Source organism: Streptomyces sp. NPDC044063 (assembly GCF_056434285.1).
In genome coordinates, this window is the sequence record NZ_JBWKFM010000018.1 from 122,144 (window position 1) to 147,042 (window position 24,899).

Consider the following 24,899-nt stretch of genomic DNA (forward strand, 5'->3'; position numbering starts at 1 on the left):
GATGCATGAGTTGTCCATCGCCACCGCGATCGTCGAGCGGGCGGCGGAGCTGGCCCGGCGGCACGCCGCCGCCGGCGTCGAGGCGGTGCGGGTGCGCGTCGGCGAGATGGCGGGCGTCGTCCCCGACGCGCTGCGCCTCTCCTTCGAGGTGGCCCGGGAGGGCACCTCGGTGGCGGCGGCCCGGCTGGTCGTGGAGGAGGTCCCCGCGCGGGCCCGCTGCGCGGCCTGCGAGCACGAGTTCGCGGTCGGCACCCCGCCCTTCCTGTGGTGCCCGCGCTGCGACTCGCCGACCACACGCCTGCTCAGCGGGCGGGAGCTGGAGATCACCGTGATCGAACTGGCGGAGGCGACCGCGTGATGTGCCGAGTCATCGACGTCCGGCAGGCGGTACTGGCCCGCAACGACGCCCTGGCCGGCGCCCTGCGCCGGGAACTGGCGTCCCGGCGGACGACCGTGGTGAACCTGCTGTCCAGCCCGGGCAGCGGCAAGACGGCCCTGCTGGAACGGGTGCTGCGCGAGCTGGCGGGCCGGGGCGTCCCGGTGGCCGCGCTGACCGCCGACCTCGCCACCGAGAACGACGCGCGGCGCCTGGCCCGCTCGGGCGTCCCCGTCAAACAGGTGCTCACCGGCGGCCTGTGCCATCTGGAGGCCGCCCAGCTCCGGGGCCACCTGGAGGGCTGGCTGCCGCGCGACACCCGGGTGCTGTTCGTGGAGAACGTCGGCAATCTCGTCTGCCCGGCCGCCTACGACCTCGGCGAGACGCTGCGGGTGACGCTGATGTCCGTGACCGAGGGCGAGGACAAGCCGCTCAAGTACCCCATGGCCTTCGGCCTGGCCCACCTCGTGGTGCTGACCAAGACCGACCTCGCCGACGCCGTCGGGTTCGACCGGCCGGCGTTCACCGGCAACGTCGTCCGCGTCAACCCCGGCGTCGGCATCGTGCCCACGTCGGCCCGCACCGGGGCGGGCGTGGAGGCCCTGGCCGACCGCGTCATGGAGGTCGCCGAGGGAGACGCGGCCGTGCACCGGCCCGTGATGGCGGGCCGGCCGCTCCCGGGCCACGACCACGCGCACGACCACGCGCACGGCCACGGCCACGACCATGGCCATGACCACGCGCACGACCATGACCACGGCCCCGCGCACGACTCCGCTCCCCACCACGACCCCGGCGGCGCGACGGCGGACGACGGCACGGACGTGACGGCCGGCCGGACGTGACCGCCACCCACGACGGGCCCGTCGTCCGGCACCGGATCATCGTGCGCGGCGCCGTGCAGGGCGTGGGCTTCCGGCCCTTCGTCCACGGCCTCGCCCGCGAACTGGGCCTGACCGGCTACGTCAGCAACGACACCGGAGGCGTCGTCGCCGAGATCGAGGGCGACCCGCGCCGCCTCCGTGCCTTCCGCGACCGCCTGATCAGCCACGCTCCGCCGCTCGCCGTGGTCTCCTCCGTCTCTCACCGGCGGGTGCCCGTGCTGGGCGCCCGCGACTTCACCATCCGGCCCTCCCGGGCGGGCCGCGGCCGCACCCGGGTCCCGCCGGACGCCGCCCTGTGCGCCGCCTGCCTGGCCGAGCTCACCGACCCCGGCGACCGCCGCCACCGGCACCCCTTCATCACCTGCGTCCACTGCGGTCCGCGCTTCACCATCGTCACCGGCCTGCCCTACGACCGCGCCACCACCACCATGGCGTCCTTCCCCCTGTGCGGACGCTGCGCCGGCGAGTACGCCGACCCCGCCGACCGGCGCTTCCACGCCCAGCCGGTGGCCTGCCCCGACTGCGGGCCCCGGCTGCGACTGGAGGGCGCGGGGGAGGCCGCGCCGGAGGACGTACGGGAGGACGTACGGGAGGGCGTACGGGAGGGCGTACGGGAGGGCGTACGGGAGGGCGTACGGCCGGAGCCCACCGGGGAGGCCGCCCTGGCCCGGGCCCGCGAGCTGCTCGCCCGCGGCGCGATCCTGGCCGTCAAGGGCCTCGGCGGCTACCACCTGGCCTGCGACGCCACCGACGCCGCAGCCGTCGGACGGCTGCGCGCCGCCAAGGAGCGCGGCGGCAAGCCCTTCGCCGTCATGGCCGCCGACCTGGCCACCGCCCGCGCCCTCGCCCCCCTCACCGCGGCGGAGGAACGCGTGCTGACCGGGCCCCGCGCCCCCGTCGTCCTCCTGCGCCGCCCCGCCGCCGGCGCCCGCGCCGAGGAAGGCCTCCACCTCGCCGACGGCGTCGCCCCCGGCGTCCCCGATCTCGGCGTGATGCTCCCCTACACCCCCCTGCACCGCCTGCTGTTCGGGCTGCCCGGCGACCCGCCCGGCCCCCGCGTCCTGGTGATGACCAGCGCGAACCGCCCCGGCGAGCCGATCGTGACCGACGACGGGCGGGCCCGTACCGAACTGGCCGGGCTCAGCGACGCCCGGCTCGCCCACGACCGGGCCGTCCACGCGCCGTGCGACGACTCCGTGGTGCGCGTCCGGTCCGACGGAAGCGTCCTGCCCCTGCGCCGCTCGCGGGGCTATGTGCCCGAACCCGTGCCCCTGCCCTTCGAGGTGCCGCCCGTCCTGGCCGTGGGCGGTGACCTGAAGAGCGTCTTCTGCCTCGCCCGGGGCCGCTCGGCCTGGCTCTCCCAGCACCTCGGCGACCTCGACTCCCCGGCCGTCACCAGCGCGTTCGCGGCGGCCGTCGCCCACCTCGGCGAGCTCACCGGCATCCGCCCCGGCCTGCTGGCCGCCGACCTCCACCCCCGCTACCGCTCCGCCGCCTGGGCGCGCGACCACGCCGCCGGGCGCCCGCTGCGGCTGGTGCAGCACCACCACGCCCACATCGCCTCCGCCATGGCCGACGCGGGCCTGGACGGCACCACGCCCGTCATCGGCGTCGCCTTCGACGGCACCGGCCACGGCGACGACGGCGCCGTCTGGGGCGGCGAGATCATGCTCGCCGACTACACCGGCTACCGGCGTCTGGCCCACCTCGCCTACGTGCCCCTGCCGGGCGGCGACTCCGCCGTCCGCAACCCCTGCCGCATGGCGCTGTCCCACCTGCGCGCCGCCGGCCTCGCCCGCGATACGGACCTGCCGGCCGTCGCCGCCTGCGGCGAGGACGAACGCCGGCTCGTGGAACGGCAGCTGGAACGCGGCGTGGCCTGCGTGCCCACCTCCAGCATGGGCCGCCTCTTCGACGCCGTCGCCTCCCTCACCGGAGTACGGCACCGCAGCGGACACGAGGCCCAGGCCGCCGGCGAACTGGAGGCCCGCGCCGCCCCCGCCATGGCCGGCTGCGGACGCCCGTACGCCTTCGCACTGCGCGCCGGACCCGGCGACGGGCCCGTGGTCCTCGACCCGGCTCCCGTGCTGCGCGCCGTCATCGAGGACCTGCGCGCCGGCACCGGCACCGCCGTCATCGCCGCGCGCTTCCACCACGCCGTCGCGGACGCCGTCGCCGCCGTCTGCGCCGAGGCGAGCCGGCGGACCGGCGTGGGCACGGTCGCCCTGACCGGCGGGGTGTTCGCCAACCGGCTGCTCGACGACGCCTGTACCCGGGCGCTCCGCGCCGGCGGTCTCACCGTCGTGCGGCACCGTGCCGTGCCGTGCGGCGACGGCGGACTGGCCCTCGGGCAGGCGCTGGTCGCCGCCCGGGCCGGCGAACGCGCGCCGGCACCGGCCGGCGGGGAAGGAGGAGAGCATGTGCCTGGCGGTGCCCGGCCGAGTGGTCGGCATTGAGGAACGTGACGGCACCCGTATGGCGAAGGTCGACTTCGGGGGCGCGGTCAAGGACGTCTGCCTGGCCTATCTGCCCGACATCGAGGTCGGGGAGTACGCCATCGTGCACGTCGGCTTCGCCCTCCAGCGACTCGACGAGGAGGCCGCGCTGGCGACGCTGGACCTCTTCGCACGCATCGGGGCGCTGGAGGAGGAGTTCGGCGACCCCTGGAGCCGTGCCGCCGCCGAGGCCGGGACCCCCGCGCCTCCGCCGCCCGCGGCCGGCGCGGCCGGACCGTACGGCGCCGGCGCGCCATGGGACACGACGCGAGCCGAGGAGGCGCGATGAAGTACCTCGACGAGTTCCAGGACCCCGTCCTCGCCCGGCGGTTGCTGGACGACATCCACGCCACCGTGACCCGCCCCTGGGCGCTGATGGAGGTGTGCGGCGGCCAGACCCACTCGATCATCCGGCACGGCATCGACCAGCTGCTGCCCGAAGCCCTGGAGCTGATCCACGGACCGGGCTGCCCCGTCTGCGTCACCCCGCTGGAGATGATCGACAAGGCGCTCGCCATCGCCTCCCTGCCCGACGTGGTCTTCTGCTCCTTCGGCGACATGCTGCGGGTCCCGGGGACCGACGGCGACCTGTTCCGGGTCAGGGGGGCGGGAGGCGACGTCCGGGTGGTGTACTCGCCGCTGGACGCACTGGAGATCGCCCGCCGGCACCCGGAGAAGGAGGTCGTGTTCTTCGGCATCGGCTTCGAGACCACGGCGCCGGCCAACGCCATGACGGTCCACCGGGCGCGCGCCCTCGGCGTCCGCAACTTCAGCCTGCTGGTCTCGCACGTGCGGGTCCCTCCCGCCATCGAGGCGATCATGCGCTCCCCGCGCAGCCGTGTGCAGGGCTTCCTCGCGGCCGGGCACGTGTGCAGCGTCATGGGCACCGAGGAGTACCCGGAGCTGGCCGAGCGCTACGAGGTGCCCGTCGTGGTGACCGGCTTCGAACCGCTCGACATCCTCGAAGGCGTCCGCCGCGCCGTCCACCAGCTCGAACGCGGCGAGCACCGGGTGGAGAACGCCTACCCCCGCGCCGTGCGGGACGGCGGCAACCCCGCGGCGCTGCGCATGCTCGCCGAGGTCTTCGAGGTCACCGACCGGGCGTGGCGCGGCATCGGCGTCATCCCCGACAGCGGCTGGCGGCTGGCCCCCGCCTTCCGCGCTTACGACGCCGAGCACCGCTTCCCCGTCGGCCAGATCACCACCCGGGAGCCCACCGCCTGCCGCAGCGGCGAGGTGCTCCAGGGCCTGATCACCCCCCACCAGTGCGCGGCCTTCGGCACCGCCTGCACCCCGCGCACCCCCCTGGGCGCGACCATGGTCTCCAGCGAGGGGGCCTGCGCCGCGTACTACCTCTACCGCCGCCTGGACGCGGCGGCGCCCGCCGAGGAGGCGACCCCCGTTGGCTGACACCGCGACCCCCGCCCACCCCGCGCCCCTGCCCGACCCGGCCGACTGGACCTGCCCGGCCCCGGCGCGCGACCGGTCCGTCGTCGTCCTCGGCCACGGCGGGGGAGGGGCGCTGTCCGCCGAGCTCGTCGACCGGATCTTCGCCCCCGCGTACGGCGGCGAGGTGCTGGCGGACCGCGCCGACTCTGCGGTGCTCTCGCTCGGCGGGGCGCGCCTGGCGTTCACCACCGACTCCCACGTGGTCCGGCCGCTGTTCTTCCCGGGCGGCAGCATCGGCGACCTCGCCGTCAACGGCACGGTCAACGACCTGGCCATGAGCGGCGCCCGCCCGGCCCATTTGTCCTGCGCCTTCATCCTGGAGGAGGGCACCGATCTGTCCGTGGTGGAGCGGGTCGCCCGGGACGTCGGGGCGGCGGCCGAGGCCGCGGGGGTCGAGGTCGTCACCGGCGACACCAAGGTCGTGGACGCCGGCCACGGCGACGGCGTCTACCTCACGACCTCCGGCGTCGGCGTCGTCCCGGAGGGCGTCGACATCCGTCCGCGGCGGGCCGCGCCCGGCGATGTGGTGATCGTCAGCGGACCCGTCGGGATGCACGGCGTGGCCGTCCTGAGCGTGCGCGAGGGGCTGGAGTTCGGGGTGGAGATCGTCAGCGACACCGCTCCGCTGGCCGGCCTGGTCGGGGCGATGCTCGACGTCACGCCCGACCTCCACGCCCTGCGCGATCCCACGCGCGGTGGCGTGGCCGCGGCCCTCAACGAGATCGCCGCCGCCTCCGGCACCGGCGTCGTCCTCACCGAGTCCGCCGTCCCCGTGCCGGAGGCCGTCGCCGCCGCCTGCGGCTTCCTCGGCCTCGACCCCCTCTACGTGGCGAACGAGGGCCGGCTCGTGGCCTTCGTCCCCCGGCCGCACGCCGAGGCGGTGCTCGCCGCGATGCGCGCCCACCCGCGGGGGCGCGGTGCCGCCGTCATCGGCGAGTGCGTGGCCGACCACCCGGGCATGGTCGTGGCCCGGTCCCGCTTCGGGGGGACACGCGTCGTCGACCTTCCGTTGGGGGAGCAGCTGCCGCGCATCTGCTGAGGAGGGAGACCATGGAGGGCCGGGGCGCCGGCGGGGTCAGGCCGCGCCCCGGGCGCGCCGGAAGCGGGCCAGGCCGTCGGCGAGATCGACGAGGGGCTCCGGATAGCCGAGCCGCGCCCGCTCCGGCCCCGCCAGGCGCCACGGCGCGTGGACGGCGGGGCCCTCCACCCCGGCCAGCTCCGGCACCCAGCGGCGTACGTACGCCCCGCCGGGGTCGAAGCGGCGGGCCTGGACGAGGGGGTTGAGGACCCGGTTGGGGCGGGTGTCGGTCCCGGTGCCGGCCATCCACTGCCAGTTCAGCTGATTGTTCGCCACGTCCCCGTCCACCAGCAGGTCGGTGAAGTGCCGGGCACCCTCCCGCCAGTCGTGGTAGAGCGTCTTGGTGAGGAAGGACGCCACGATCATCCGGGCCCGGTTGTGCATCCACCCCTCGTGCGCGAGCTGGCGCATGGCCGCGTCGACGACCGGGAACCCGGTCAGCCCGGCCTGCCAGGCGGCGAGCTCCTCCGGATCCGCGCGCCAGTGGTCGTGGCGCGGGCGGTAGTCGCGGGCCGCCGCTCCCGGCACCGCCGCCAGCACCTGGTGGTGGAAGTCCCGCCAGGCCAGCTGGCGGACGAACGCCTCCGCGCCGTCCCGGGCGCGGGCCCTGGTGATCACCTCCACCGGGGACAGACAGCCGAAGTGCAGGTACGGCGAGAGCCGGGACGTGCCGTCAGCGGCCAGGTCGTCGTGGCGGTCGGCGTACGCGCCGACGCCGTCGCGCAGCCAGGCCGTCAGCCGCCGGCGCCCCTCGCTCTCGCCGCCGGGCGCGAGGGCGGGCGAGACGGGGCCGGTGGCCAGGGCCGAGGGCTCCGGCAGCGGGAGGGTCCGTACGGCGGGCAGCCCGATCCGGCGCGGGGCCGCGGCCACCGGCCGTAGCCGCTCGGCCGACCAGCGCCGGTAGTACGGGGTGAACACCGCGAAGTGGCTCCTGCCGGAGGGGACCACCGCGCCCGGCGCGAGGGCGGTGACGACCGCGTCGTGCACCCGCAGCTCCCGCCTGTCCGCCTCCAGCGCCGACCGCAGCCGGTCCTCCCGGCGCCGGGCGTAATCGCTGACGCCGCCCGCGACATGAACCTCCGTCGCATCCGTCTCGGCGGCCACCCGGCACGTCTCCCGCACCACGTCGCCCTCCCGGATCACGAGGTGCCCGCCCCGGTCCCGCAGCCCCCGGTCGAGATCGGCCAGGCAGCCGGCCAGGAACGCCGCCCGGTTGGGCGCGGCGAAGCCCGCCGCGCGCACCCCCGAGTCCACGACGAAGAGGGGCACCACGCGGTCGGCCGCCCGCAGGGCGCCGCGCAGCACGGGGTTGTCATGCACCCGGAGGTCGGCGGTGAAAAGCGCGATCGCGACACCCATAAAACTCCCTCTTCGATCTTGTGCGGCAAGAAAACACCCTCTGACCTGCGAAGCTTGCGAATTCCGCACAGGAGTGTTCTGGTGTTTGGGCGCCACGCCGGGGCAGACGCACCGGCCGCGCCGGGCCATCAGTGGGGGGCCTGCGTTGGGAGAGAACCCTGTCCGCCATACCGTCCAGTCCGCCCCTGTCCATCATCCGACCGACCCGTTCGCACCAGCCGTCCGTGGCCGCTCAGCGCGCCCGGCACGCCCGTCCGATCGGGCTCTACGACTCCTGGTGGACCGTCGCCGGAGCCGCGCTGGCGCTGACCGCCGTGTGGGCCGGCGCCGTCTGGGTCTCCGTGCACCTGCAGGCCGACCCGGCCCTCCACCAGGTCGCGCTCTTCGTCCACCTCGCCAGCCTCGTGCTCGGCTTCGGCGCCGTCCTGGTCGCCGACTACTACGGCCTGCTGTGGATGATGGGCCGCTGCGAGCTGAGCGACGCCCTCGGCAGCGCGAACCGGCTGCACCTGCCCATCTGGGCCGGCCTCGCCGGACTGGTGGCCAGCGGTCTGTTCCTCCACCCGAACATCTCCTCGACCATGACCTGCGCCAAGCTGGTGATGGTGCTCGCGCTCACGCTCAACGGTCTGCAGGCCGGCCTCCTCGGCAAGCACATGACCCGCGCCGGCGCCGCGCCCTCGACGCGCCTGCTCGTCTGGGGCGGGGCCACCGCCACGGTGTCCCAGATCTGCTGGTGGGGCGCCGTGGTCATCGGCTTCATCAACAGCCAGCACTGACCGGCGGGCCCCGGGGCGGGGCGCGCCGCTGCACCAGGGGTGCGCCGCTACACCGGCCAGCCGTAGGGCACCGACGTCCTCGGCTCCGGCCCCGCCCCCCGGGCCTCCACGTCGTGCTCCGCCGTCCGCAGCAGCCGGGTGCCCAGATCGCGCAGGGCCCGGCCCGCCGCGAACTCGTCACCGATCTCCGGTACGTCCCTGTCGCCGGGGGCGCACTGTGCGGTCCCGCTGCCGGTGATCGAGGCGGACCCGGTGTCCAGCACCACCCGTGCCCGGGTCCTGCCGTCCTCCTCGGACATCTGGAGTCGGAGATTCCATTCGGTTGTGTGCGACATGGCGCGCTCCTCGGCCGACGGGTCGCTGCTCTCCTCCATTGAATACCCGTGCGCCGGAAGCGGCCGGGTGCGACTGTTGAGGTGAGGCGAACCGGCCCCGGCACGCCCCGTGCCGCCCCCGTGACGCATGGTGGCGCACCGTGGCGGCGTACAGGACCGGCTCGGCCCCAGGAAGGGCCCGGCCAGGAGACCGGCCCAGGACAGGGGAACGGCCGTGATCACACGTATCCGCCTGCCGCACCGGCACCTCTCGCCACCGGCCAGGCCCGACCCGCCGGACGAACCGTCCCGCACGCCGCCCGGCCGGCCGGCGTCACCCGGGTGGCGCCGCTGGATCCTGCCCGCCGTCCTGGTCCTCTTCGTGGTCGTCCTGCTGCTCGCGCGCGGGGTGTCCGGCCCCCAGCCGGGCGAGCTCTCCTACAGCGACTTCCTCGGCAAGGTGGGCGCCGACCAGGTCCAGACCGTCGACATCAGCGACAAGGGGGCCGTGAACGGCACCCTCAAGGACGGCACCCGGTTCACCACCCGCATCCCCACCGCCCTCGGCGCCACCGGGCTGGAGCAGCGCCTGGAGGCGCGCCACGTCAAGATCACCGCCACCGAGAGCACCGGCGGTGTCTGGCCCTCGCTCCTGGTGGCCTTCCTCCCCCTGATCCTCCTCGCCGGCTTCTTCCTGTGGGGCGCCCGCCGCGCCGCGAGCTCCCTGACCGGCGGCGTCAGCGCCATCGGCCGCTCCCGGGCCAAGATCATCGAGGCCGAGCGCCCCACCACCGGCTTCTCCGACATCGCCGGCTACGACGGGGTCAAACAGGAGGTCAGCGAGGTCGTCGACTTCCTGCGCAACCCCGACCGCTACTCCCGGGCGGGCGCCAAGGGCCCGCGCGGGGTGATCATGGTCGGCCCGCCGGGCACCGGCAAGACCCTCTTCGCCCGGGCCGTGGCCGGCGAGGCCGACGTGCCCTTCCTGTCCGTGACCGGCTCGGCGTTCGTGGAGATGTTCGTCGGCGTCGGCGCCTCCCGGGTCCGCGACCTCTTCGACGAGGCCCGCAAACGCGCCCCCTCGATCATCTTCATCGACGAGATCGACGCCGTCGGCGCCCGCCGCGGCGGCGGCACCCGGCTCGGCGGCAACGACGAACGCGAGCAGACCCTCAACCAGCTCCTCGCCGAGATGGACGGCTTCGACCAGAGCAGCGGCATCGTGGTGATCGCCGCCACCAACCGCCCCGACGCCCTCGACCCCGCCCTGCTGCGCCCCGGCCGCTTCGACCGGCAGGTGACCGTACCCCTGCCCAACCAGACCGAGCGCGCCGCCATCCTCACCGTGCACTCCCGGGGCAAGACCCTGGACCCCGGCGTGGACCTCGGCACCGTCGCCCGCGGCACCCCCGGCTTCTCCGGCGCCGACCTGGCCAACCTCGTCAACGAGGCGGCCATCAACGCCGTCCGCGGGGACCGCGCCGTCATCACCGCCGAGGACCTGGACGCGGCCCGCGACCGCGTCCTGCTCGGCCGCCGCGAGACGTCCAACGCGCTGCTGCCCGAGGAGCGCCGCTCCGTCGCCGTCCACGAGTCCGGGCACGCCCTCGTCGCCGCGCTGTGCGAGCACGCCGACCCCGTCGCCAAGGTCACCATCCTGCCCGCCGGCGTCTCGCTCGGCGTCACCGAACAGCTCCCCGAGGCCGAGCGGCACCTCTACACGGAGGGATACCTCACCGACCTGCTCGCCGTACGGCTCGGCGGCCGCGCGGCCGAGCTCACCGTCTTCGGCGAGGGTTCGACCGGCGCGGCCAACGACCTGGCGGGCGCCACCGAGATCGCCACCCGGATGGTCCGGGAGTTCGGCCTCTCCCCGGCCCTGGGCCCGGTCGGCTACGCGGGAGGCGGCCAGCAGTTCCTGGGCGAGAGCACCGAGGAACTCGTCCGCCGGCCCTACTCGGAGCGCACCCAGCGCATCGTCGACGAGGAGGTGTCCCGCCTGCTGCGGGCCGCCGAGGACCGGGCGCTGACCCTGTTGAGGGACCACCGGCCCGCCCTGGACCGGCTCGCCGGGCTGCTGGTGGCGCGGGAGACCGTCGACGGGAAGGTCGTACAGGACGTTCTGCGCGAGGAGGCGGCCCGGGACGACTGACCGGGCCGCCCCTCGGGCCGGGACCGTCAGAGGTCCGTCATGGCCAGCTTCGCGCCCAGGGCCACGAACGCGCCCGCGAACGTACGGCGCATCCAGGTCAGGACCTTGGGCCGGGAGATCACATGGTCGCGCACCGCCGCCGCCAGCAGCCCGTAGCCGACGAAGATGACGAACGTCATCAGCATGAAGACGGCGCTCAGTTCGAGCATCCGCGGGACCGGGTGGGCCTCGTCGTTGCTGACGAACTGCGGCAGGAAGGCCAGGAAGAAGATCGTCAGCTTGGGGTTGAGGATGTTGATGAGGATCGCCGTCACGGTCACCTTGGCCGCCGACTGCGGCTGGGCCTCCCCCTCCGTCTCCACCTTCAGCGTGCCGCTCTCGCGCAGCGTGCTCCACGCCACGTACAGCAGATAGGCGACGCCGGCGTACTTGAAGACCTGGAAGGCCAGGGCGCTGGTGTGTAAGAGGGCGGCCAGACCCATGATCGTCGCGGCCATGTGGGGGACGATTCCCAGCGTGCAGCCGAACGCCGCCACCACGCTCGCGCGGAAGCCGCGCGAGAGGCCCGTGGCGAGCGTGTAGAGCACCCCGGTGCCGGGGGAGGCGGTGACGATGAACGAGGTGACCAGGAATTCGATGCCCACGGGTTGACGCTCCTCTTGTGCCTGGGCGGCTGTGGCAAGTGCCTACGCGGTGCCGGGAGTTGGCGCTGATGTTCCGGGCGCGAGTATGGCACGGGTGGCCGCCTCGATGTCCGGTGCACGCATCAGCGACTCGCCGATCAGGAAGGACGTCACGCCCGCCCGGGAGAGCCGGGCGAGGTCGGCGGGCCCGGACAGCCCGCTCTCCCCGACGACCGTCCGGCCGTCGGTGATCCGCGGCGCGAGCGCCTCGGTCGTGGCCAGAGTGGTCTCGAACGTCCTGTGGTCACGGTTGTTGACGCCGATCAGACGGGTGCGCAGCCGCAGCGCCCGGTCGAGCTCCGCCTCGTCGTGCACCTCGGCCAGCACGTCCATGCCGAGCCCCGCCGCCGTCTCCTCCAGGTCCTTGGCCGTGGCGTCGTCGACCGCGGCCATGATGACGAGCACGCAGTCGGCGCCCCACGCGCGGGCCTCGACGACCTGGTACGGGTCGTAGAGGAAGTCCTTGCGCAGCACCGGCAGCGCGGTCGCGGCGCGCGCGGCCGCCAGATGGTCCGGCCCGCCCTGGAACGACCGGGTGTCCGTGAGGACCGACAGGCAGGCGGCCCCGCCGGCCGCGTAGGCGCGGGCGATCGCCGGCGGGTCGAAGTCGGCGCGGATCAGCCCCTTCGAGGGGCTCGCCTTCTTGATCTCCGCGATCAGGGCGTACTCGCCCCGGGCGGCGCGCTCCCGCAGCGCGGCGAGGAAGCCGCGCGGCGGCGGCGCCGCCGCGGCCTCGGCCTCCAGCGCGGAGAGCGGACGGGCCCGTTTCGCGGCCGCGATCTCCTCGCGCTTGTAGGCCTCGACGGTGTCCAGAAAGCCGGTCATCGATCCCGTTCCTCCTCGCGATGTCTGTGCTCCGGAGCCGCGTGGGTGCTGCGCGGGCTCATGCGTTCGACGCCGTGACGAGCCGGTCGAGGCGGCGCCCGGCCTCGCCCGAGTCGATCGACTTCACGGCGAGGTCCAGGCCCTCCGCCAGATCCGCGGCCCGGCCCGCGACGACGAGCGCGGCGGCGGCGTTGAACGCCGCGACGTCGCGGTAGGCGCCCGGTTCGCCGTCGAGCACCGCGAGCAGCGCGGCCGCGTTCCCCGCGGCGTCGCCGCCCTTGAGGTCCTCCGGGCGGGCCCGGGTCAGGCCGAACTCCTCCGGGGTCACCTCGAAGACCCGCACGGCGCCGTCCTCCAGCGAGGCGACGGTGGTCGGCCCGGTGGTCGTCATCTCGTCGAGGCCGTCGGAGCCGTGGACGACCAGGGCGCGCTCCGAGCCCAGCCGGCCCAGCACCCGGGCGAGCGGCTCGACCCAGTCGCGGGAGAACACCCCGACCATCTGCCGCCGCACCCCCGCCGGGTTCAGCAGCGGCCCCATCAGATTGAAGACGGTGCGCGTCCCCAGCTCGACGCGCGTCGGGTGGACGTGCCGGGCCGCCGGATGGTGGTCCGGGGCGAACATGAAGCCGATGCCCGCCTCGGCCAGGCAGCGCTCGACGCCCGCGGGCGGCAGCCCGATCCGGACGCCCAGCGCCACCAGCACGTCGGCCGCGCCGCAGCGCGACGAGAACGCCCGGTTGCCCATCTTGGCCACCGGCACCCCGGCCCCGGCGACGATCAGCGCCGCGCAGGTGGAGATGTTGTACGAGCCCGACGCGTCCCCGCCGGTGCCGAGCAGGTCGATGGCGCCGGGCGGCGCGGTGACCCGGAGCATCCGGGTGCGCATCGTCGTCACTGCGCCGGTGATCTCCTCCACGCTCTCCCCGCGCACGCGCAGCCCCATCAGCAGGGCGCCCATCTGCGAGGGCGTGGCGTCGCCGGACACGATGAGGTCGAAGGCCCGGGCCGACTCCTCGAAGGTGAGCGTGGCTCCGGTGGCGACCTTGGCGATCAGGGGCTTGAGCTCTTCCATGGGCCTCTCCTTCGCTCCGGGCGGACGCGCGGTGGGTTGCCGAGGACGGGGTCAGTCGCCGAAGACGCCCCGGGACACCGGGGTGTCCCCGTCCGCCGGCGGCAGTGGCAGGTCCCAGGAGGGTCCGGCGTTCTCCCGGCGGAAGGGCGTCCCGTCGGTCAGCGCGGTGTCGAGGGTGCGGGCGAACAGATGGCCGCTGTGGACGGCCGCCGCGATGATGCCGGGCCCCAGGCAGTCGCCCAGCCGGACGACGCGGCGCACGCCGGCCGCGCGCAGCGCCGCGTCGCCGTGCGCCTCCAGCTCCCGGTAGAGCCCGTCGCGCGGCACCATGCCGGTGACCGGTACGACGGCGTCCACCGGCACCGCCGTCTCGCGGCCGGTGAAGACGCACGCCAGGTGGGCGGTGCCGGGTTCGGCCCGGAGGAGCGCGGTCGAGGTGCGCACGGCCGCGCAGGACTCCATGATCCGCCGCTGGACGCGCTTCTGCTCCGCCGTCAGCTGGGTGTAGGCGGACACCAGGGGCTCGGGCGTGACGAAGGTGACCTCGCAGCCGTGCGCGACGAGCAGCTCGGCGACCACCCCGGCCATGTAGTAGTGGTCGTCGTCGTAGACCACGACGCGGCCCGTGGGCAGCCGGGACTCCATGATGTCGTCGGGGGTGCGGACCGGCAGCGTCCCCAGGCCGGGAACGGGCTCGCTGTGACGGCGGCCCACCCCGTCCGCGCGCCAGGCCGCGCCGGTGGCCACGGCCACGAGCGAGGCCTCGGCCTCCAGCACCGTCCCGGCCGTGATGTCGTTGCCGGGCAGCAGCTGGACGTTGCGCATCCGGCGGAGCTGTCCCAGGCGCCACTCGCTCACCCGGGCCCAGGTGGCCAGGCCGGGCAGCCGGCTCTCGCGCAGCACCCGTCCGCCCAGCCGCCGGTCGCGCTCGGCCAGGATGACGTCGTAGCCGCGCTGGCCGAGCGCGCGGGCGGCCTCCAGGCCGGCCGGGCCGCCGCCGACGATCAGGACCGTGTCGTCGGTGTCCTTGGGCGGGATGTGCTCGGGGTGCCAGCCGCGCCGCCACTCCTCGCCCATGGTGGGGTTCTGGGTGCAGCGCATCGGCACGCCCGAACGGTCCCCGGCCACACAGATGTTGCAGCCGACGCACTCGCGGATGTCGTCGAAGCGCCCCTCCTCGATCTTGCGGGGCAGGAAGGGGTCGGCGATCGAGGGGCGGGCGGCGCCGACGAGGTCGAGCGTGCCGTTCCGGACCATCGCCGCCATCATGTCGGGGGAGGTGAACCGGCCGACGCCGACGACCGGCCTGGTCGTCACGCTCTTGACGAACGCGACGTGCTTCTCCTGGTGGCCCTCGTCGCCGAACCGCGCGGTGACGCCGTCGTCGTCGAAGTCGCTGAGGTTGACGTCCCACAGGTCGGGCAGCTCGGCGAGCATCTCGATCACGTCCCGGCCCTCGTCCGGGGAGCCGCCGGGACCGGCCAGTCCGTCGACGCCGAACCGGATGGCGACGGCACAGGTGTCGCCGACCGCCTCCTTGGCGTCCTCGACCAGCTCGCGCAGGAAGCGGGCGCGGTTCTCCAGGCTGCCGCCGTACTCGTCGGTGCGCTGGTTGTGGCGGCGGGAGAGGAAGTGGAGCGGCAGAGTCATGCCGTGGCCCGCGTAGACGTAGACGATGTCGAAGCCCGCGCGCCGGGCGTTGACCGCGGCCGTGCGGTACCAGCGGCGGGCGGCGCGGATGTCGCTCCTGTCCATGGCCCGCGCGGTGACGGGCTGGATGCCCGGGGTGACGCGCAGGCTGGGCGCGATCGGCACGGCCCGGCTCTCCAGATTGGCGACGTGGGAGCCGTTGTGCACCAGCTCCACGGCGGCCAGCGCGCCATGGGCGTGGATCAGGTCGGTCGCCCGGGCCAGCCCGGGGACGTCCCGCTCGTCCCAGAGCCGCAGCTCGCGCAGGTGGTTGCCGGAATGGTGGACGTCGCACTGCTCGGTGCTGATCACTCCCCAGCCGCCCTCGGCCTTCACCCCGCGCATCGCCGCCATGGGGCTGGGATAGGCGCGCCCCATGCCGTTGCAGTGGGGCACCTGGAAGAAGCGGTTCTTGGCGGTGACCGGCCCGATCCGTACGGGCTCGAAGAGGATGTCGAACCGGTCGGGACGGGAGGGCACGACGGGGAGGCGGAGGGGGCGGGTCATATGCCTGCCTCTCGCGCACGGGGCCGCGCGCCGAACAGGGCGCTGCCGACGCGCACATGGGTGGCCCCGTGGGCGATCGCCTCGGTGAAGTCCGTGCTCATGCCCATGGACAGGCCCGGCAGGCCGTTGCGCGCCGCGATGTCCGCCAGCAGGGTGAAGTGCGGCGCCGGGGGAGCGCCGGCCGGCGGGACGCACATGAGCCCTGCGACCTCCAGGCCGTACGTGGTGCGGCAGGCGGTCAGGAAGGCGTCCGCCCCGTCCGGCGGCACGCCGGCCTTCTGGGGCTCGGAGCCGGTGTTGACCTGGACGAACAGCCGGGGCGCGCGGCCCTGGCGCTCGCACTGCCGGGCCAGCGCCGCGCACAGCCCCGGCCGGTCCACCGACTGGATCACGTCGAACAGCGCCACGGCGTCGCGGGCCTTGTTGGTCTGCAACGGCCCGATGAGGTGCAGTTCGAGGCCGGGGAACCGTTCGCGCAGGGCCGGCCACTTCTCCCGGCCCTCCTGGACGCGGTTCTCGCCGAAGACCGTGAGCCCGGCCTCGACGGCCCGCTCCAGGACATCGGCGGGCACCGTCTTCGAGGCGGCGACGAGGGTCACCGACCCCGGATCGCGGCCCGCGCCGGTACAGGCCTCCGCGATGGCACCGCGGACGGCGCCGATCCCGGTGGCCGGGTCGGGCCGGTGGAGCGTCTCGGGGGTGGCCGTCATGGAACCTCCTTCCGATCGGGCGGCCGGGGCGGGACGCGTGGTCCGCGTCCCGCCGGCTGGCCGCTGCTCGTGGACGTGCGTACGGCTGTGCGTGCGGTGATGCGTGTGGTGGTGCGTGCGGTGATGCGTGCGGTGGCGCTCGGGTCGTGTTCGGCGTGCTGTTCAGGTGTGGTGCGCCGCCGGGTGGGCCGGCCGCCCGATCAGGCGGGGGGAAGGTCCAGCCTGCGCTCGGCGGGGTCGAGGATCCGGCTTCGCACGACCCGGACGCCGGCCTCGGCGAGGCCGGCGGTCAGCTCCTTCTCCAGGGCGGCCAGGTCGGCCTCGGCGTCGGCGTGGAGGGCCTCCGCCACGATCAGGACGCGGTCGGTGGCCGGCGACACCACCGAGCGGGCGCTCTGCCGGAACGTCCAGCGCCGGGAGTGGGCGTAGCCGTCCGGGTCGGTGAAGACGATCTCGCCCGGGGCCGGGTGCTCGACCTCGCCCTGGAACGTCTCGTACCGCTCGGTGCCGTCGGCCGGCCGGACGGTGATGCCCCCGGCGACCTTCGCGCGGTCGAAGACGGCGATCGGGATCGCGAACGACATCGAGACGAAGTTGAGGTAGTCGACCAGCGGGTGGAATCCCGGCAGGTTCCGTTCCTTGCGGTAGCGGCGCAGCAGGGCCTCGGCGGCGCAGCGGTACTGCGTCGGTTTCAGCCCCATGCGCGAGAACGCCTCGCGCCAGGCGGCGATCTCGGGCATCTCGGATTCGCCCCGGGCCGCCAGGCGTTCGTCGACCCGCGGGGCGAGCCGCTCCTGGCGGGCGGGGTCGTTCGTCATGCCGAGGACGTCGTCGACGGCCACGGTGAGCGCCCGCAGCCGTGGATGGGCGGTCCAGACCGCGTCGGCATGGGTGAAGTACATAGAGCTGTCCCTGTCCCTGGTTCCCTCGGAGGCGGTTGACGTACGGATCGGCGCGGTGGCCCGGGCGGGCTCAGGGGTAGAGGCGTCCCGTGTCCCAGGCGTCCCCGGGCCGTTCCCTGGTGAAAACGAGGCGGTCGTGGAGACGGAACGGGCGTTCCGTCCAGAACTCCACGGACACCGGGACGACGCGGAAGCCGGCCCAGTGGGGCGGCCGGGGCACGTCGTCCGTGCCGAAGCGGGCCGACTCCCGGGCCACGGCCGCCTCCAGCTCCGAGCGGTCCGCGAGCGGCCGGGACTGCCGGCTGGCCCAGGCGCCGACCCGGCTGTCACGGGCGCGGGAGGCGAAGTAGGCGTCGGCCTCGGTGTCGGTGGCGGGCTCCACAGGGCCGCGGAAGCGCACCTGCCGGCGCAGCGACTTCCAGTGGAGGACGCCGGCGGCCCGCATATTGCCGGCGAGCTCGGTGCCCTTGGCCGACCCGGCGTTGGTGTAGAAGACGAAACCCCGGGCGTCGAAGCCCTTGAGCAGCACCATGCGTACGTCGGGCAGGCCGTCGGGGCCCGTGGTGGCCAGCGCCATGGCGTTGGGGTCGTTGACCTCCGAGGCTCCGGCCTCGCCGATCCACCGCTCGAAGAGGGCGAACGGGTCGTCGGCGGCGGCCTCGGGCAGCGGGGCCGTGCTCACCGCGCGACCTCCCGCTTCTCGTCGAGGAGGTGACGCCACTTGTCGAGGTCGTCACCGCGCGCGGTGACCAGGTGCGGGGTGCCGGCGGTGTCGACCAGGACCTCAGCGGCCGGCGGGATGTTGAGGAACTCCATGTGCTGCGTCGCGCAGTACGCCCCGACGTCGAGGATCAGCAGGTGGCAGTGGGCGCCGACGCCGGAGGGCACCCAGTACTCGCCGGGCAGGATGTAGTCGTGCCGCAGGATGCTGCGGCCGCGCAGCGCGGCGCTGGTGCCGTCGGCGCCGGGCGTCGCGGGGATCTCCCGGAGGTCGGAGTCCAGGAAGACCACGTTGTGGCGCCGGTCGCGCAGCTGGGCCGAGGGCATCAGCATCCGCGAGCCGTCGGTCACCACCAGGCTGCCGACCGCGTTGGTGATCACGTCGCGCTCCACGCTCAGCAGCAGCGCGCCGGTGTCGGCCAGTACGTCCCGGGCCGGCTCGAAGAGGAAGCGCACATGGCCGGGTATCTCCATGCGGTCGGCCGCGCCGCGCAGGGCTCTGAAGTACTCGGCCCAGTCGAAGTGCTTCTCCGACTCGTCCCAGCTCTCGTAGACGAAGCCGTGGCCGCCGGCGAAGTTGATGGCGCGGGCGGTCGGGAAATGGGTGTTGAAGATCTCGAACTGCTTCTCGATGATGTCGATCATCGCCTCGCGGGAGTTCCCGCTGCCGCAGTAGACCTCGAAGCACTCGAGCTCGCGGCCGTGCTCCTCCAGCAGCCGCGCCAGGTCCTTGAGCTCGCTGTACTTGATACCGGGCTTGCCCGAGTCCAGGCTGTCGATCCGGACGCTGATGGACGGCGCCTCGGTGCGCAGCGAATACGCCACCTCGTCCAGGCTCGACAGGAACGTCGGGCAGCCGGTCCGGTCCCAGAACGCTATCTCCTCGTCGGCGACGTGGCCGGGGGAGACGATGAACCGGTCGAATCCGAAACGTTGCAACAACCGGTATTCGCTGGGCAGTTGCAGCAGGATTCCCACGCCCGCGTCCCGCAGGGGCCGCAGGACGTGCGGATTGGAATTGGGGAAGAAGGGAACGTACAGCTCGACCCGTTCCCCGAGGCCGGCCGCCCGGGCCGCCTCCTCGATCCGGCGGACGTTCTTCAGTATCTGCGCTTCGCTGTAGACGAAGACGGGAGTGCCGACCTGCTCGGCGATCAGCCGCAGGTCGATGCCGCCGATCCAGGAACGGGTCAACTTACAGTCGCTCTCGTTCATGTGCCCTCTGTTCTGTGGTCGCGGAAAACGTGCGCCTGTGCTCAGGGGGTGCGATGACGTTGCGATGCGGTGCGGTACGGTGCGACGCCGGCGGTTCACGCCGGCGTGGCGGTGGAGGGGCCGGAAGGGAAACGGAGGGAATGCCTGCGCGAGAGTCGCGCGGATGTTCGCCCGGCGGGCGGCGGCTCGAAGTCTACATGCGCCCGGGCGAGTTGGCAGCGAATGGTGTTCAGAAGGCGCGCGCGGCGCGCGCGGCCCCGATGAACGCGCGGATCAGGCCGGGGTCCTTGACCCCGCGGCGCGCCTCCACGCCGCTGGAGACGTCCACACCCCACGGGTTCGTGGTCCGTACGGCCTCGCCGACGTTCTCCGGGGTGAGGCCGCCGGCCAGGAGCCAGCGGCCGGCGGGCGGGGTGAAGCTCGCGGCGCCCCAGTTCCAGGGCACGCCCTCGCCCGGCGCGGGGGCGTCGAGCAGCAGCAGGTCCTCGCCCAGTTCGCCGCAGCGCGGGACGCGCTCCCCGGAGGAGGTGGCGCGGACGAGCGTCCAGCCCTCGGGCCGCAGGGCGTCGTAGTGCTCCCGGCCCTCGTCGCCGTGCAACTGGACGGCACGGACCCCGGAGGCACGCGACAACGCGCGTACCTCCTCGACGGACTGGCCCCGGAAGACCCCCACGGTCAGTACGTGCTCCGGGACGCGCTCGGCCAGCAGCCGGGCGGTCTCCCCGTCCACCCGGCGCGGGCTGGCGGCGAAGACGAAACCGATCGCGTCGGCCCCGGCCGCGACCGCGGCGTCCACGTCCGGCGCGGTCCGCAACCCGCAGATCTTGATGAACAGTGGCGTCGTCACGGCGCTCAGCGTACGCCCGCGGCCGCGCCGCCGACGGGCCGGGCGGCCCTTCGGGCCTGTCCTAGCGGGTCAGGTGCGCGTCCTCGTGCATGACCTCCCGGATGTCGTCCCCCGCCTTGCCCAGCAGCTGCTCGGCGAGCCCGTTGAGGGCGCGGGCAGCCGCGACCTCCTCGCCGACCCGCTGCTGGCGGCGGTCGTCGGGGTGGCGGTTGGCGATGCCCTGCGACGTGAGCTGCGCGCCGTCCTGCATCCTCAGCCGCACATCGGCCTGTGTGGTCGCGTCGATCTCGCGGAACTGCATCTCGATGGTGCAGTCGACGATCTTCTCCATGGTGATCACCAGCGCTCTGTCAGGTCGGTAGGTGCCGGAGGAACCAGTCGCGGGCCAGGTCCGCGACCGCGTCCAGGGCCCCGGGCTCCTCGAAGAGATGGGTGGCTCCGGGGACGACGGCCAGTTCGTTCTCGCACCGCAGCCGCCGTGCCGCCTGGCGGTTGAGGTCGAGCACCACGTCGTCGGCGCCGCCGACGATCAGCAGGGTGGGCACGCCGACCTCCTCCAGCCGGTCCCCGGCCAGGTCGGGGCGGCCACCGCGGGAGACCACGGAGGTGACGCCGTCACCCGCCTCCGCCGCGGCCCACAGCGCGGCGGCCGCGCCCGTGCTCGCACCGAAGTAGCAGACCGGCACGGTCTCCCGGCGGCGCAGCCAGCCGGTGACCTCCGCCAGCCTGCGGGCCAGGGGCTCGACGGCGAAGACGTTCGCCCGGTCACCCTCCTCCAGCGGGGTGAGGAGATCGAAGAGGAGGGTGCCGAGTCCGGCGTCGTTCAGCGCCCGCGCCACCGCGCGGTTGCGGGGGCTGAGCCGGCTGCTGCCACTGCCGTGCGCGAAGATCACGAGCCCCCGGGCCCCGTCGGGCACCGCCAGGTCGCCGGCGAGGGTCACGGTCCCGCCGTCCACGGGGATCTCCAGCGATCCGCCGTGTGCCCCGGCGCCCTCGGCCCCGCCGCCCCCGCCCTCGGCGCCCGCCCGCTCACGGGCGTTCCGCCGGAGCAGGTCGACGACCTCCTCGTCGGGGGTCTGGGCGAAGTCGCTGTACCACTCGCCGACCGCCGAGAAGGCGGCCGGGGTGCTCAGGCAGACCAGCTCGTCCACCTCGCCGCGGAACGCCGCGGCCGCGTCCGGAGGTGCCACCGGGACGGCCAGGACGACGCGGGCGGCCCCCTGCGCCCTGACCACCTGGCAGGCGGCCGCCGCGGTGGCGCCCGTGGCGATGCCGTCGTCGACCACGACGACCGTGCGTCCCTGGAGCGGGACCCGCTCCCGGCCCTCGCGGAACTGGGTCGCGCGCCGGGCCAGTTCGGCCTCCTCGGCGTGCTCGACCTCCGCCAGGTCGTCCTCGTCCACCCGGCTCATCCGGACGATGTCCTCCCGGATGACCCGCACCCCGCCCTCGCCGATGGCGCCGAAGCCCAGCTCGCGGTGGTAGGGCACGCCCAGCTTGCGGACGAGCACGACGTCGAGGGGGGCGGCCAGCGCGTGCGCGACCTCGAAGGCCACGGGAACACCGCCGCGCGGCAGTCCGAGCACCACGGGCCGCTCGCCGCGCAGGTGCCCCAGCCGCTCGGCCAGACGCCGGCCGGCGTCCACCCGGTCGATGAATCGCATGATCCGCCTCCGGCCCCGGGGCCCGGCTCCGGAAGGCTCCGTAGGACGTAGGACGTCCGTAAGACGTAGGACGAGGGAAGCCGTACTTCCAATATGACCGGCTCCCCGGGGATCGTCCACACGATCCGGAATCCACCGCCCCGACGGCCCCGGGGCGGCTACGGCGGGTCGTGGTCGTCGTCCGCCAGCGCCGCCCGGACCCGGGCCGCCACCGCGGCCGCCTCGCCGTCGGAGGCGTAGCGCGTACGCGGCCAGAAGAAGCCGCGCAGTCCGTCCTTGCGGTTGCGCGGCACCACGTGCACATGGAAGTGCGGCACGGACTGGCTGACCCGGTTGTTCGCGGCCACGAACGACCCGGCGGCGCCCATGCCGCGCTCCACGGCGCCCGCGATCCGCCGCACCCGGACGAAGAAGGGCCCCACCTCGGCCACCGGCAGATCGGTCAGCGTCTCGGCGTGCCGCAGCGGCACCACCAGCACATGCCCGGGGAACAGCGGACGGGCGTCCAGGAACGCCACCGCCGTGTCGTCCCCGAAGACCCGGTGGCTCTCCACCTCCCCCGCCGCGATCGCACAGAAGACGCAGTCCACGACCTCAGTGAAGCAACCGCCGGCGGACCGCGCCCCGCGCATCCGGCTGGAAACGCGCCCCTCGGGTGATCGTCCGGCCCGGCGGGGGCAGGCATCACGCCATGCCCCTGCTCGTCGGAACCTCCGGATGGCAGTACAAGGACTGGCGCGGCGACCTCTACCCGGAGGACGTGCCACAACGCCTGTGGCTGGAGGAGTACGCGCACGCGTTCGCGACCGTCGAGAACAACAACGCCTTCTACCGGCTGCCGGCGAAGGACACGTTCGCCGACTGGCGCGCCCGCACGCCCGCCGGATTCGTCATGGCCGTCAAGGCGAGCCGCTACCTCAGCCACATCAAGCGCCTGCGCGACCCCGAGGAGCCCGTCGAGCGCCTCCTCGACCGCGCCGCCGGCCTCGGCGACCGCCTGGGGCCCGTCCTGCTGCAGCTCCCGCCCACCCTGAAGGCCGACCCCGGCCTCCTGGACACCGCCCTGGGCTGTTTCCCCCGCCGCGTCCGGGTGGCCGTCGAGCCCCGGCACGACTCGTGGTGGACCGACGAGGTACGGGCCGTGCTCGAGCGCCGCCGCGCCGCGCTGTGCTGGGCCGACCACGACTCACGGCCGGTGACGCCGCTGTGGCGCACCACCGACTGGGGCTACGTGCGCTTCCACTGCGGCCGGGCGAGCCCCTGGCCGCGCTACGGGCGGCAGGCGCTCGCCGGCTGGACCGGCCGGATCGCCGACACCTGGCCCGCGCGCGCCGACGTGTACTGCTACTTCAACAACGACCCCGGGGGCGCCGCCGTCCACGACGCGGTCGCCTTCGCCCGCGCCGCCGCCCGCCGGGGGCGCACGGTGAGCCGGACCCCGGACGACCTCGGCTGAACCGCCCGCGGCGGCCGCCGGGCCCGGGCCGGCACGGGCCGTTGTGGAAACCGCACAACCAGGCCCGGTCAGCCCTGCACAGGGCCCCACCGCCGGAACCGATCGTTCATCGGTGAGGATGTGCGGGTGCTCGATCACCTCGACCCCGCGGACCCCGGCTTCGCACGCGACCCGTACCCGTACTACGCGCGACTGCGCGCCACGGGCCCGGCGACCCGCGTGGCCCTGGCCAACGGCACCCACGCCTGGCTCGTCACCGGCTACGACCGGGCCCGGGAGGTCCTCTCCGACCGCCGCTTCTCCAACGTGCCGCCGCAGGGCGCGGGCCGCCCCAAGGCCGACTCCCCGGCCCAGCGGGCCCGCGGCTGCCTGGCCCGCCACATGCTCAACTCCGACGCCCCCGACCACCTGCGGCTGCGCCGGCTGACCACCGCCGCCTTCACCCCCCGCCGGGTGGACGCGCTGCGCCCGCGGATCGAGCGGCTGACCGACGACCTGATCGCGGACCTCTCCGCAGGGCTGGCCCGCGAGGGCACCGCCGACCTGGTCGACGGGTTCGCCTTCCCGCTGCCCGTGCTGGTCATCGGCGAGGTGCTGGGCGTCCCGGAGAAGGACCGGGCGGACCTGCGGGAGTGGACGTACCGCGTCGGCTCGCCCGCCGACGCCCTCGCCCGGGGCGCCGTCGACGAGGCCTGGACCCGGCTCCACGCCTACTTCACCGAGCTCATCGCGCACAAGCGCCGCACCCCCGGCGACGACCTCTTCAGCGCGCTCGTGCACGACGCGAGCGAGGGCGGCCTCGACGACGGCGAGCTCCTCGCCATGGCGTTCCTGCTGCTCTTCGCCGGCTACGAGACCACCATGAACCTCCTGGCGTCGGCGTCGCTGATGCTCCTCACCCACGAGGAGGAGCTCGCCGCCGCCCGCGCCGGCGGCCCCGCGCACTGGGCCGCCGTCGTCGAGGAGACCCTGCGGCACGGCAGCCCGCTGGAGGGCACGACCTGGCGCCGCACCACCGAGCCGGTCGACCTGGGCGGGGGCACGGTCATACCCGCCGAGGAGTCCGTCCTCGTCGTCCTCGCCGCCGCCAACCGCGACCCGGAGCGCTTCCCCGACCCCGACGCGTTCCGGCCCGCCCGCCACCTGGCGGAGGACGGCCGCGCCGCCCCCCACCTGGCCTTCGGGCACGGCCCGCACTTCTGCGTCGGCGCCCGCCTGGGCCGCCTGGAGGCGACCGTGGCACTGCCCCGCCTCTTCGCCGCGCTCCCGTCCCTGACCCTCACGGCCGACCCCGCCGACCTCCCGTACCGCCCGGGCCTCCTGGTCCGGGGCCCACGGCGGGTACCGGTGCGCTGACGCGGCACCGGCACTGTTCCTGCGGCGCCGGCCCCGGCGCCGGCGCGCCGGTCCGGCGGACGGGCGTGGCCCGGCGCGGAGGCGCGGCCACGCGCCGACCCGCGCCCACGGCGGGGGGCGTGGCCGGGCGCCAGCGCGCCTGGCACCCGCCCCGTGCCTTCTGCGGGCGACCCGCACCCGCCCCATGCCGCGCGCGGGCGACCCGCACCCGCACCCGTGCCGCCCGCGGCGACCCGCCGCTCCCACCCCGGCGCGGGCGTCGCCGTCCCCCACCCCGGGGGGGGGGGGGGGGGGGGCGAAGGGGGGGGGGGGGGGGGGGGGGGGGGGGGGGGACCCCCCCCCGGGGGGGGGAGGGAGGGGAGAAAAA

General features: G+C 74.8%; 24 protein-coding genes. 10 read left to right on the forward strand and 14 right to left on the reverse strand.

Features of this window, described 5'->3' with window-relative positions; genetic code table 11:
- The first annotated feature begins 1 nt into the window (after position 1).
- From hypA to hypE, 6 genes are read left to right on the forward strand one after another with little or no spacing between them, the layout of a single operon-like run.
- On the forward strand, positions 2 to 358 hold the full coding sequence (gene hypA / locus AC07BS_RS22400) for a hydrogenase maturation nickel metallochaperone HypA (protein WP_478647902.1): 357 nt from the start codon (positions 2 to 4) through the stop codon (positions 356 to 358).
- The gene (hypB, locus tag AC07BS_RS22405) at positions 358 to 1,221 is read left to right on the forward strand and encodes a hydrogenase nickel incorporation protein HypB (RefSeq protein WP_478934058.1); all 864 of its coding nucleotides are present in this window, start codon (positions 358 to 360) and stop codon (positions 1,219 to 1,221) included. Before hypA ends, hypB begins: the two co-directional genes overlap by 1 nt.
- The gene (gene hypF / locus AC07BS_RS22410) at positions 1,218 to 3,716 is read left to right on the forward strand and encodes a carbamoyltransferase HypF (RefSeq protein WP_478934028.1); all 2,499 of its coding nucleotides are present in this window, start codon (positions 1,218 to 1,220) and stop codon (positions 3,714 to 3,716) included. Before hypB ends, hypF begins: the two co-directional genes overlap by 4 nt.
- Positions 3,679 to 4,044 carry a HypC/HybG/HupF family hydrogenase formation chaperone gene (locus AC07BS_RS22415; protein ID WP_478647906.1) on the forward strand — a complete coding sequence of 122 codons (366 nt, stop codon included), beginning with the start codon at positions 3,679 to 3,681 and terminating at the stop codon, positions 4,042 to 4,044. Before hypF ends, AC07BS_RS22415 begins: the two co-directional genes overlap by 38 nt.
- Positions 4,041 to 5,165 (forward strand): hydrogenase formation protein HypD, encoded by a 1,125-nt coding sequence (hypD, locus tag AC07BS_RS22420; RefSeq protein ID WP_478647908.1) that lies wholly within the window; start codon positions 4,041 to 4,043, stop codon positions 5,163 to 5,165. The genes AC07BS_RS22415 and hypD overlap by 4 nt, the downstream gene beginning before the upstream one ends.
- Positions 5,158 to 6,243 (forward strand): hydrogenase expression/formation protein HypE, encoded by a 1,086-nt coding sequence (gene hypE, locus AC07BS_RS22425; protein WP_478647909.1) that lies wholly within the window; start codon positions 5,158 to 5,160, stop codon positions 6,241 to 6,243. Before hypD ends, hypE begins: the two co-directional genes overlap by 8 nt.
- A gap of 36 nt (positions 6,244 to 6,279) precedes the next feature.
- Here hypE and AC07BS_RS22430 read toward each other — a convergent pair whose 3' ends face one another.
- Positions 6,280 to 7,641 carry a cryptochrome/photolyase family protein gene (locus tag AC07BS_RS22430; RefSeq protein ID WP_478934031.1) on the reverse strand — a complete coding sequence of 454 codons (1,362 nt, stop codon included), beginning with the start codon at positions 7,639 to 7,641 and terminating at the stop codon, positions 6,280 to 6,282.
- A gap of 224 nt (positions 7,642 to 7,865) precedes the next feature.
- Between AC07BS_RS22430 and AC07BS_RS22435 the strand changes: the two genes are divergently transcribed.
- Positions 7,866 to 8,420 carry a hypothetical protein gene (locus AC07BS_RS22435; RefSeq protein ID WP_478934033.1) on the forward strand — a complete coding sequence of 185 codons (555 nt, stop codon included), beginning with the start codon at positions 7,866 to 7,868 and terminating at the stop codon, positions 8,418 to 8,420.
- Between the two features lie 47 nt (positions 8,421 to 8,467).
- Here the strand turns inward: AC07BS_RS22435 and AC07BS_RS22440 are convergent, their stop codons facing one another.
- Positions 8,468 to 8,755: a DUF1876 domain-containing protein gene (locus AC07BS_RS22440; protein ID WP_478647913.1), complete on the reverse strand. Its 288-nt coding sequence runs from the start codon at positions 8,753 to 8,755 to the stop codon at positions 8,468 to 8,470.
- A 214-nt stretch (positions 8,756 to 8,969) separates the two neighbouring features.
- Between AC07BS_RS22440 and ftsH the strand changes: the two genes are divergently transcribed.
- The gene (ftsH, locus tag AC07BS_RS22445) at positions 8,970 to 10,886 is read left to right on the forward strand and encodes an ATP-dependent zinc metalloprotease FtsH (RefSeq protein WP_478647914.1); all 1,917 of its coding nucleotides are present in this window, start codon (positions 8,970 to 8,972) and stop codon (positions 10,884 to 10,886) included.
- 26 nt (positions 10,887 to 10,912) lie between these two features.
- Here the strand turns inward: ftsH and AC07BS_RS22450 are convergent, their stop codons facing one another.
- The 12 genes from AC07BS_RS22450 to AC07BS_RS22505 form a co-directional block, all read right to left on the reverse strand.
- Complete coding sequence (locus tag AC07BS_RS22450; RefSeq protein WP_478647916.1) at positions 10,913 to 11,530, reverse strand: LysE family translocator; 618 nt, start codon at positions 11,528 to 11,530, stop codon at positions 10,913 to 10,915.
- 42 nt (positions 11,531 to 11,572) lie between these two features.
- Positions 11,573 to 12,394 (reverse strand): indole-3-glycerol phosphate synthase TrpC, encoded by an 822-nt coding sequence (gene trpC, locus AC07BS_RS22455; protein ID WP_478934036.1) that lies wholly within the window; start codon positions 12,392 to 12,394, stop codon positions 11,573 to 11,575.
- Between the two features lie 58 nt (positions 12,395 to 12,452).
- The gene (gene trpD / locus AC07BS_RS22460) at positions 12,453 to 13,466 is read right to left on the reverse strand and encodes an anthranilate phosphoribosyltransferase (RefSeq protein WP_478934038.1); all 1,014 of its coding nucleotides are present in this window, start codon (positions 13,464 to 13,466) and stop codon (positions 12,453 to 12,455) included.
- Between the two features lie 51 nt (positions 13,467 to 13,517).
- Complete coding sequence (locus tag AC07BS_RS22465) at positions 13,518 to 15,662, reverse strand: oxidoreductase (RefSeq protein WP_478934039.1); 2,145 nt, start codon at positions 15,660 to 15,662, stop codon at positions 13,518 to 13,520.
- On the reverse strand, positions 15,659 to 16,372 hold the full coding sequence (locus tag AC07BS_RS22470) for a YggS family pyridoxal phosphate-dependent enzyme (RefSeq protein WP_478647921.1): 714 nt from the start codon (positions 16,370 to 16,372) through the stop codon (positions 15,659 to 15,661). Before AC07BS_RS22470 ends, AC07BS_RS22465 begins: the two co-directional genes overlap by 4 nt.
- A gap of 200 nt (positions 16,373 to 16,572) precedes the next feature.
- Positions 16,573 to 17,274, reverse strand: coding sequence for a B3/B4 domain-containing protein (locus AC07BS_RS22475; RefSeq protein ID WP_478647922.1), 702 nt, complete (start codon positions 17,272 to 17,274; stop codon positions 16,573 to 16,575).
- 70 nt (positions 17,275 to 17,344) lie between these two features.
- Positions 17,345 to 17,956, reverse strand: coding sequence for a pyridoxamine 5'-phosphate oxidase (gene pdxH, locus AC07BS_RS22480; RefSeq protein WP_478934042.1), 612 nt, complete (start codon positions 17,954 to 17,956; stop codon positions 17,345 to 17,347).
- Positions 17,953 to 19,209 carry a hypothetical protein gene (locus AC07BS_RS22485; protein WP_478934043.1) on the reverse strand — a complete coding sequence of 419 codons (1,257 nt, stop codon included), beginning with the start codon at positions 19,207 to 19,209 and terminating at the stop codon, positions 17,953 to 17,955. Before AC07BS_RS22485 ends, pdxH begins: the two co-directional genes overlap by 4 nt.
- Before the next feature lie 229 nt (positions 19,210 to 19,438).
- Complete coding sequence (locus tag AC07BS_RS22490; protein WP_478934044.1) at positions 19,439 to 20,056, reverse strand: phosphoribosylanthranilate isomerase; 618 nt, start codon at positions 20,054 to 20,056, stop codon at positions 19,439 to 19,441.
- Positions 20,057 to 20,117: 61 nt separating this feature from the next.
- On the reverse strand, positions 20,118 to 20,387 hold the full coding sequence (locus tag AC07BS_RS22495; RefSeq protein WP_478648054.1) for a DUF1876 domain-containing protein: 270 nt from the start codon (positions 20,385 to 20,387) through the stop codon (positions 20,118 to 20,120).
- Positions 20,388 to 20,406: 19 nt separating this feature from the next.
- Positions 20,407 to 21,720, reverse strand: a complete 1,314-nt coding sequence (locus tag AC07BS_RS22500; RefSeq protein WP_478647930.1) for a phosphoribosyltransferase family protein — start codon at positions 21,718 to 21,720, stop codon at positions 20,407 to 20,409.
- Between the two features lie 158 nt (positions 21,721 to 21,878).
- The gene (locus AC07BS_RS22505; RefSeq protein ID WP_478647932.1) at positions 21,879 to 22,310 is read right to left on the reverse strand and encodes an HIT family protein; all 432 of its coding nucleotides are present in this window, start codon (positions 22,308 to 22,310) and stop codon (positions 21,879 to 21,881) included.
- A 101-nt stretch (positions 22,311 to 22,411) separates the two neighbouring features.
- Between AC07BS_RS22505 and AC07BS_RS22510 the strand changes: the two genes are divergently transcribed.
- Complete coding sequence (locus tag AC07BS_RS22510) at positions 22,412 to 23,176, forward strand: DUF72 domain-containing protein (protein WP_478934047.1); 765 nt, start codon at positions 22,412 to 22,414, stop codon at positions 23,174 to 23,176.
- Positions 23,177 to 23,302: 126 nt separating this feature from the next.
- On the forward strand, positions 23,303 to 24,532 hold the full coding sequence (locus tag AC07BS_RS22515) for a cytochrome P450 family protein (protein ID WP_478934049.1): 1,230 nt from the start codon (positions 23,303 to 23,305) through the stop codon (positions 24,530 to 24,532).
- Positions 24,533 to 24,899 lie beyond the last annotated feature (367 nt).

What these genes read in the sequence shown, in the direction of transcription:
- hypA (WP_478647902.1), top strand. Translation starts at nt 2, where the DNA reads ATGCATGAGTTGTCCATCGCCACCGCGATCGTCGAGCGGGCGGCGGAG.
- hypB (WP_478934058.1), top strand. Translation starts at nt 358, where the DNA reads ATGTGCCGAGTCATCGACGTCCGGCAGGCGGTACTGGCCCGCAACGAC.
- AC07BS_RS22415 (WP_478647906.1), top strand. Translation starts at nt 3,679, where the DNA reads ATGTGCCTGGCGGTGCCCGGCCGAGTGGTCGGCATTGAGGAACGTGAC.
- hypD (WP_478647908.1), top strand. Translation starts at nt 4,041, where the DNA reads ATGAAGTACCTCGACGAGTTCCAGGACCCCGTCCTCGCCCGGCGGTTG.
- AC07BS_RS22430 (WP_478934031.1), bottom strand. Translation starts at nt 7,641, where the DNA reads ATGGGTGTCGCGATCGCGCTTTTCACCGCCGACCTCCGGGTGCATGAC.
- AC07BS_RS22440 (WP_478647913.1), bottom strand. Translation starts at nt 8,755, where the DNA reads ATGTCGCACACAACCGAATGGAATCTCCGACTCCAGATGTCCGAGGAG.
- trpC (WP_478934036.1), bottom strand. Translation starts at nt 12,394, where the DNA reads ATGACCGGCTTTCTGGACACCGTCGAGGCCTACAAGCGCGAGGAGATC.
- trpD (WP_478934038.1), bottom strand. Translation starts at nt 13,466, where the DNA reads ATGGAAGAGCTCAAGCCCCTGATCGCCAAGGTCGCCACCGGAGCCACG.
- AC07BS_RS22465 (WP_478934039.1), bottom strand. Translation starts at nt 15,662, where the DNA reads ATGACCCGCCCCCTCCGCCTCCCCGTCGTGCCCTCCCGTCCCGACCGG.
- AC07BS_RS22470 (WP_478647921.1), bottom strand. Translation starts at nt 16,372, where the DNA reads ATGACGGCCACCCCCGAGACGCTCCACCGGCCCGACCCGGCCACCGGG.
- AC07BS_RS22475 (WP_478647922.1), bottom strand. Translation starts at nt 17,274, where the DNA reads ATGTACTTCACCCATGCCGACGCGGTCTGGACCGCCCATCCACGGCTG.
- AC07BS_RS22485 (WP_478934043.1), bottom strand. Translation starts at nt 19,209, where the DNA reads ATGAACGAGAGCGACTGTAAGTTGACCCGTTCCTGGATCGGCGGCATC.
- AC07BS_RS22495 (WP_478648054.1), bottom strand. Translation starts at nt 20,387, where the DNA reads ATGGAGAAGATCGTCGACTGCACCATCGAGATGCAGTTCCGCGAGATC.
- AC07BS_RS22500 (WP_478647930.1), bottom strand. Translation starts at nt 21,720, where the DNA reads ATGCGATTCATCGACCGGGTGGACGCCGGCCGGCGTCTGGCCGAGCGG.
- AC07BS_RS22510 (WP_478934047.1), top strand. Translation starts at nt 22,412, where the DNA reads ATGCCCCTGCTCGTCGGAACCTCCGGATGGCAGTACAAGGACTGGCGC.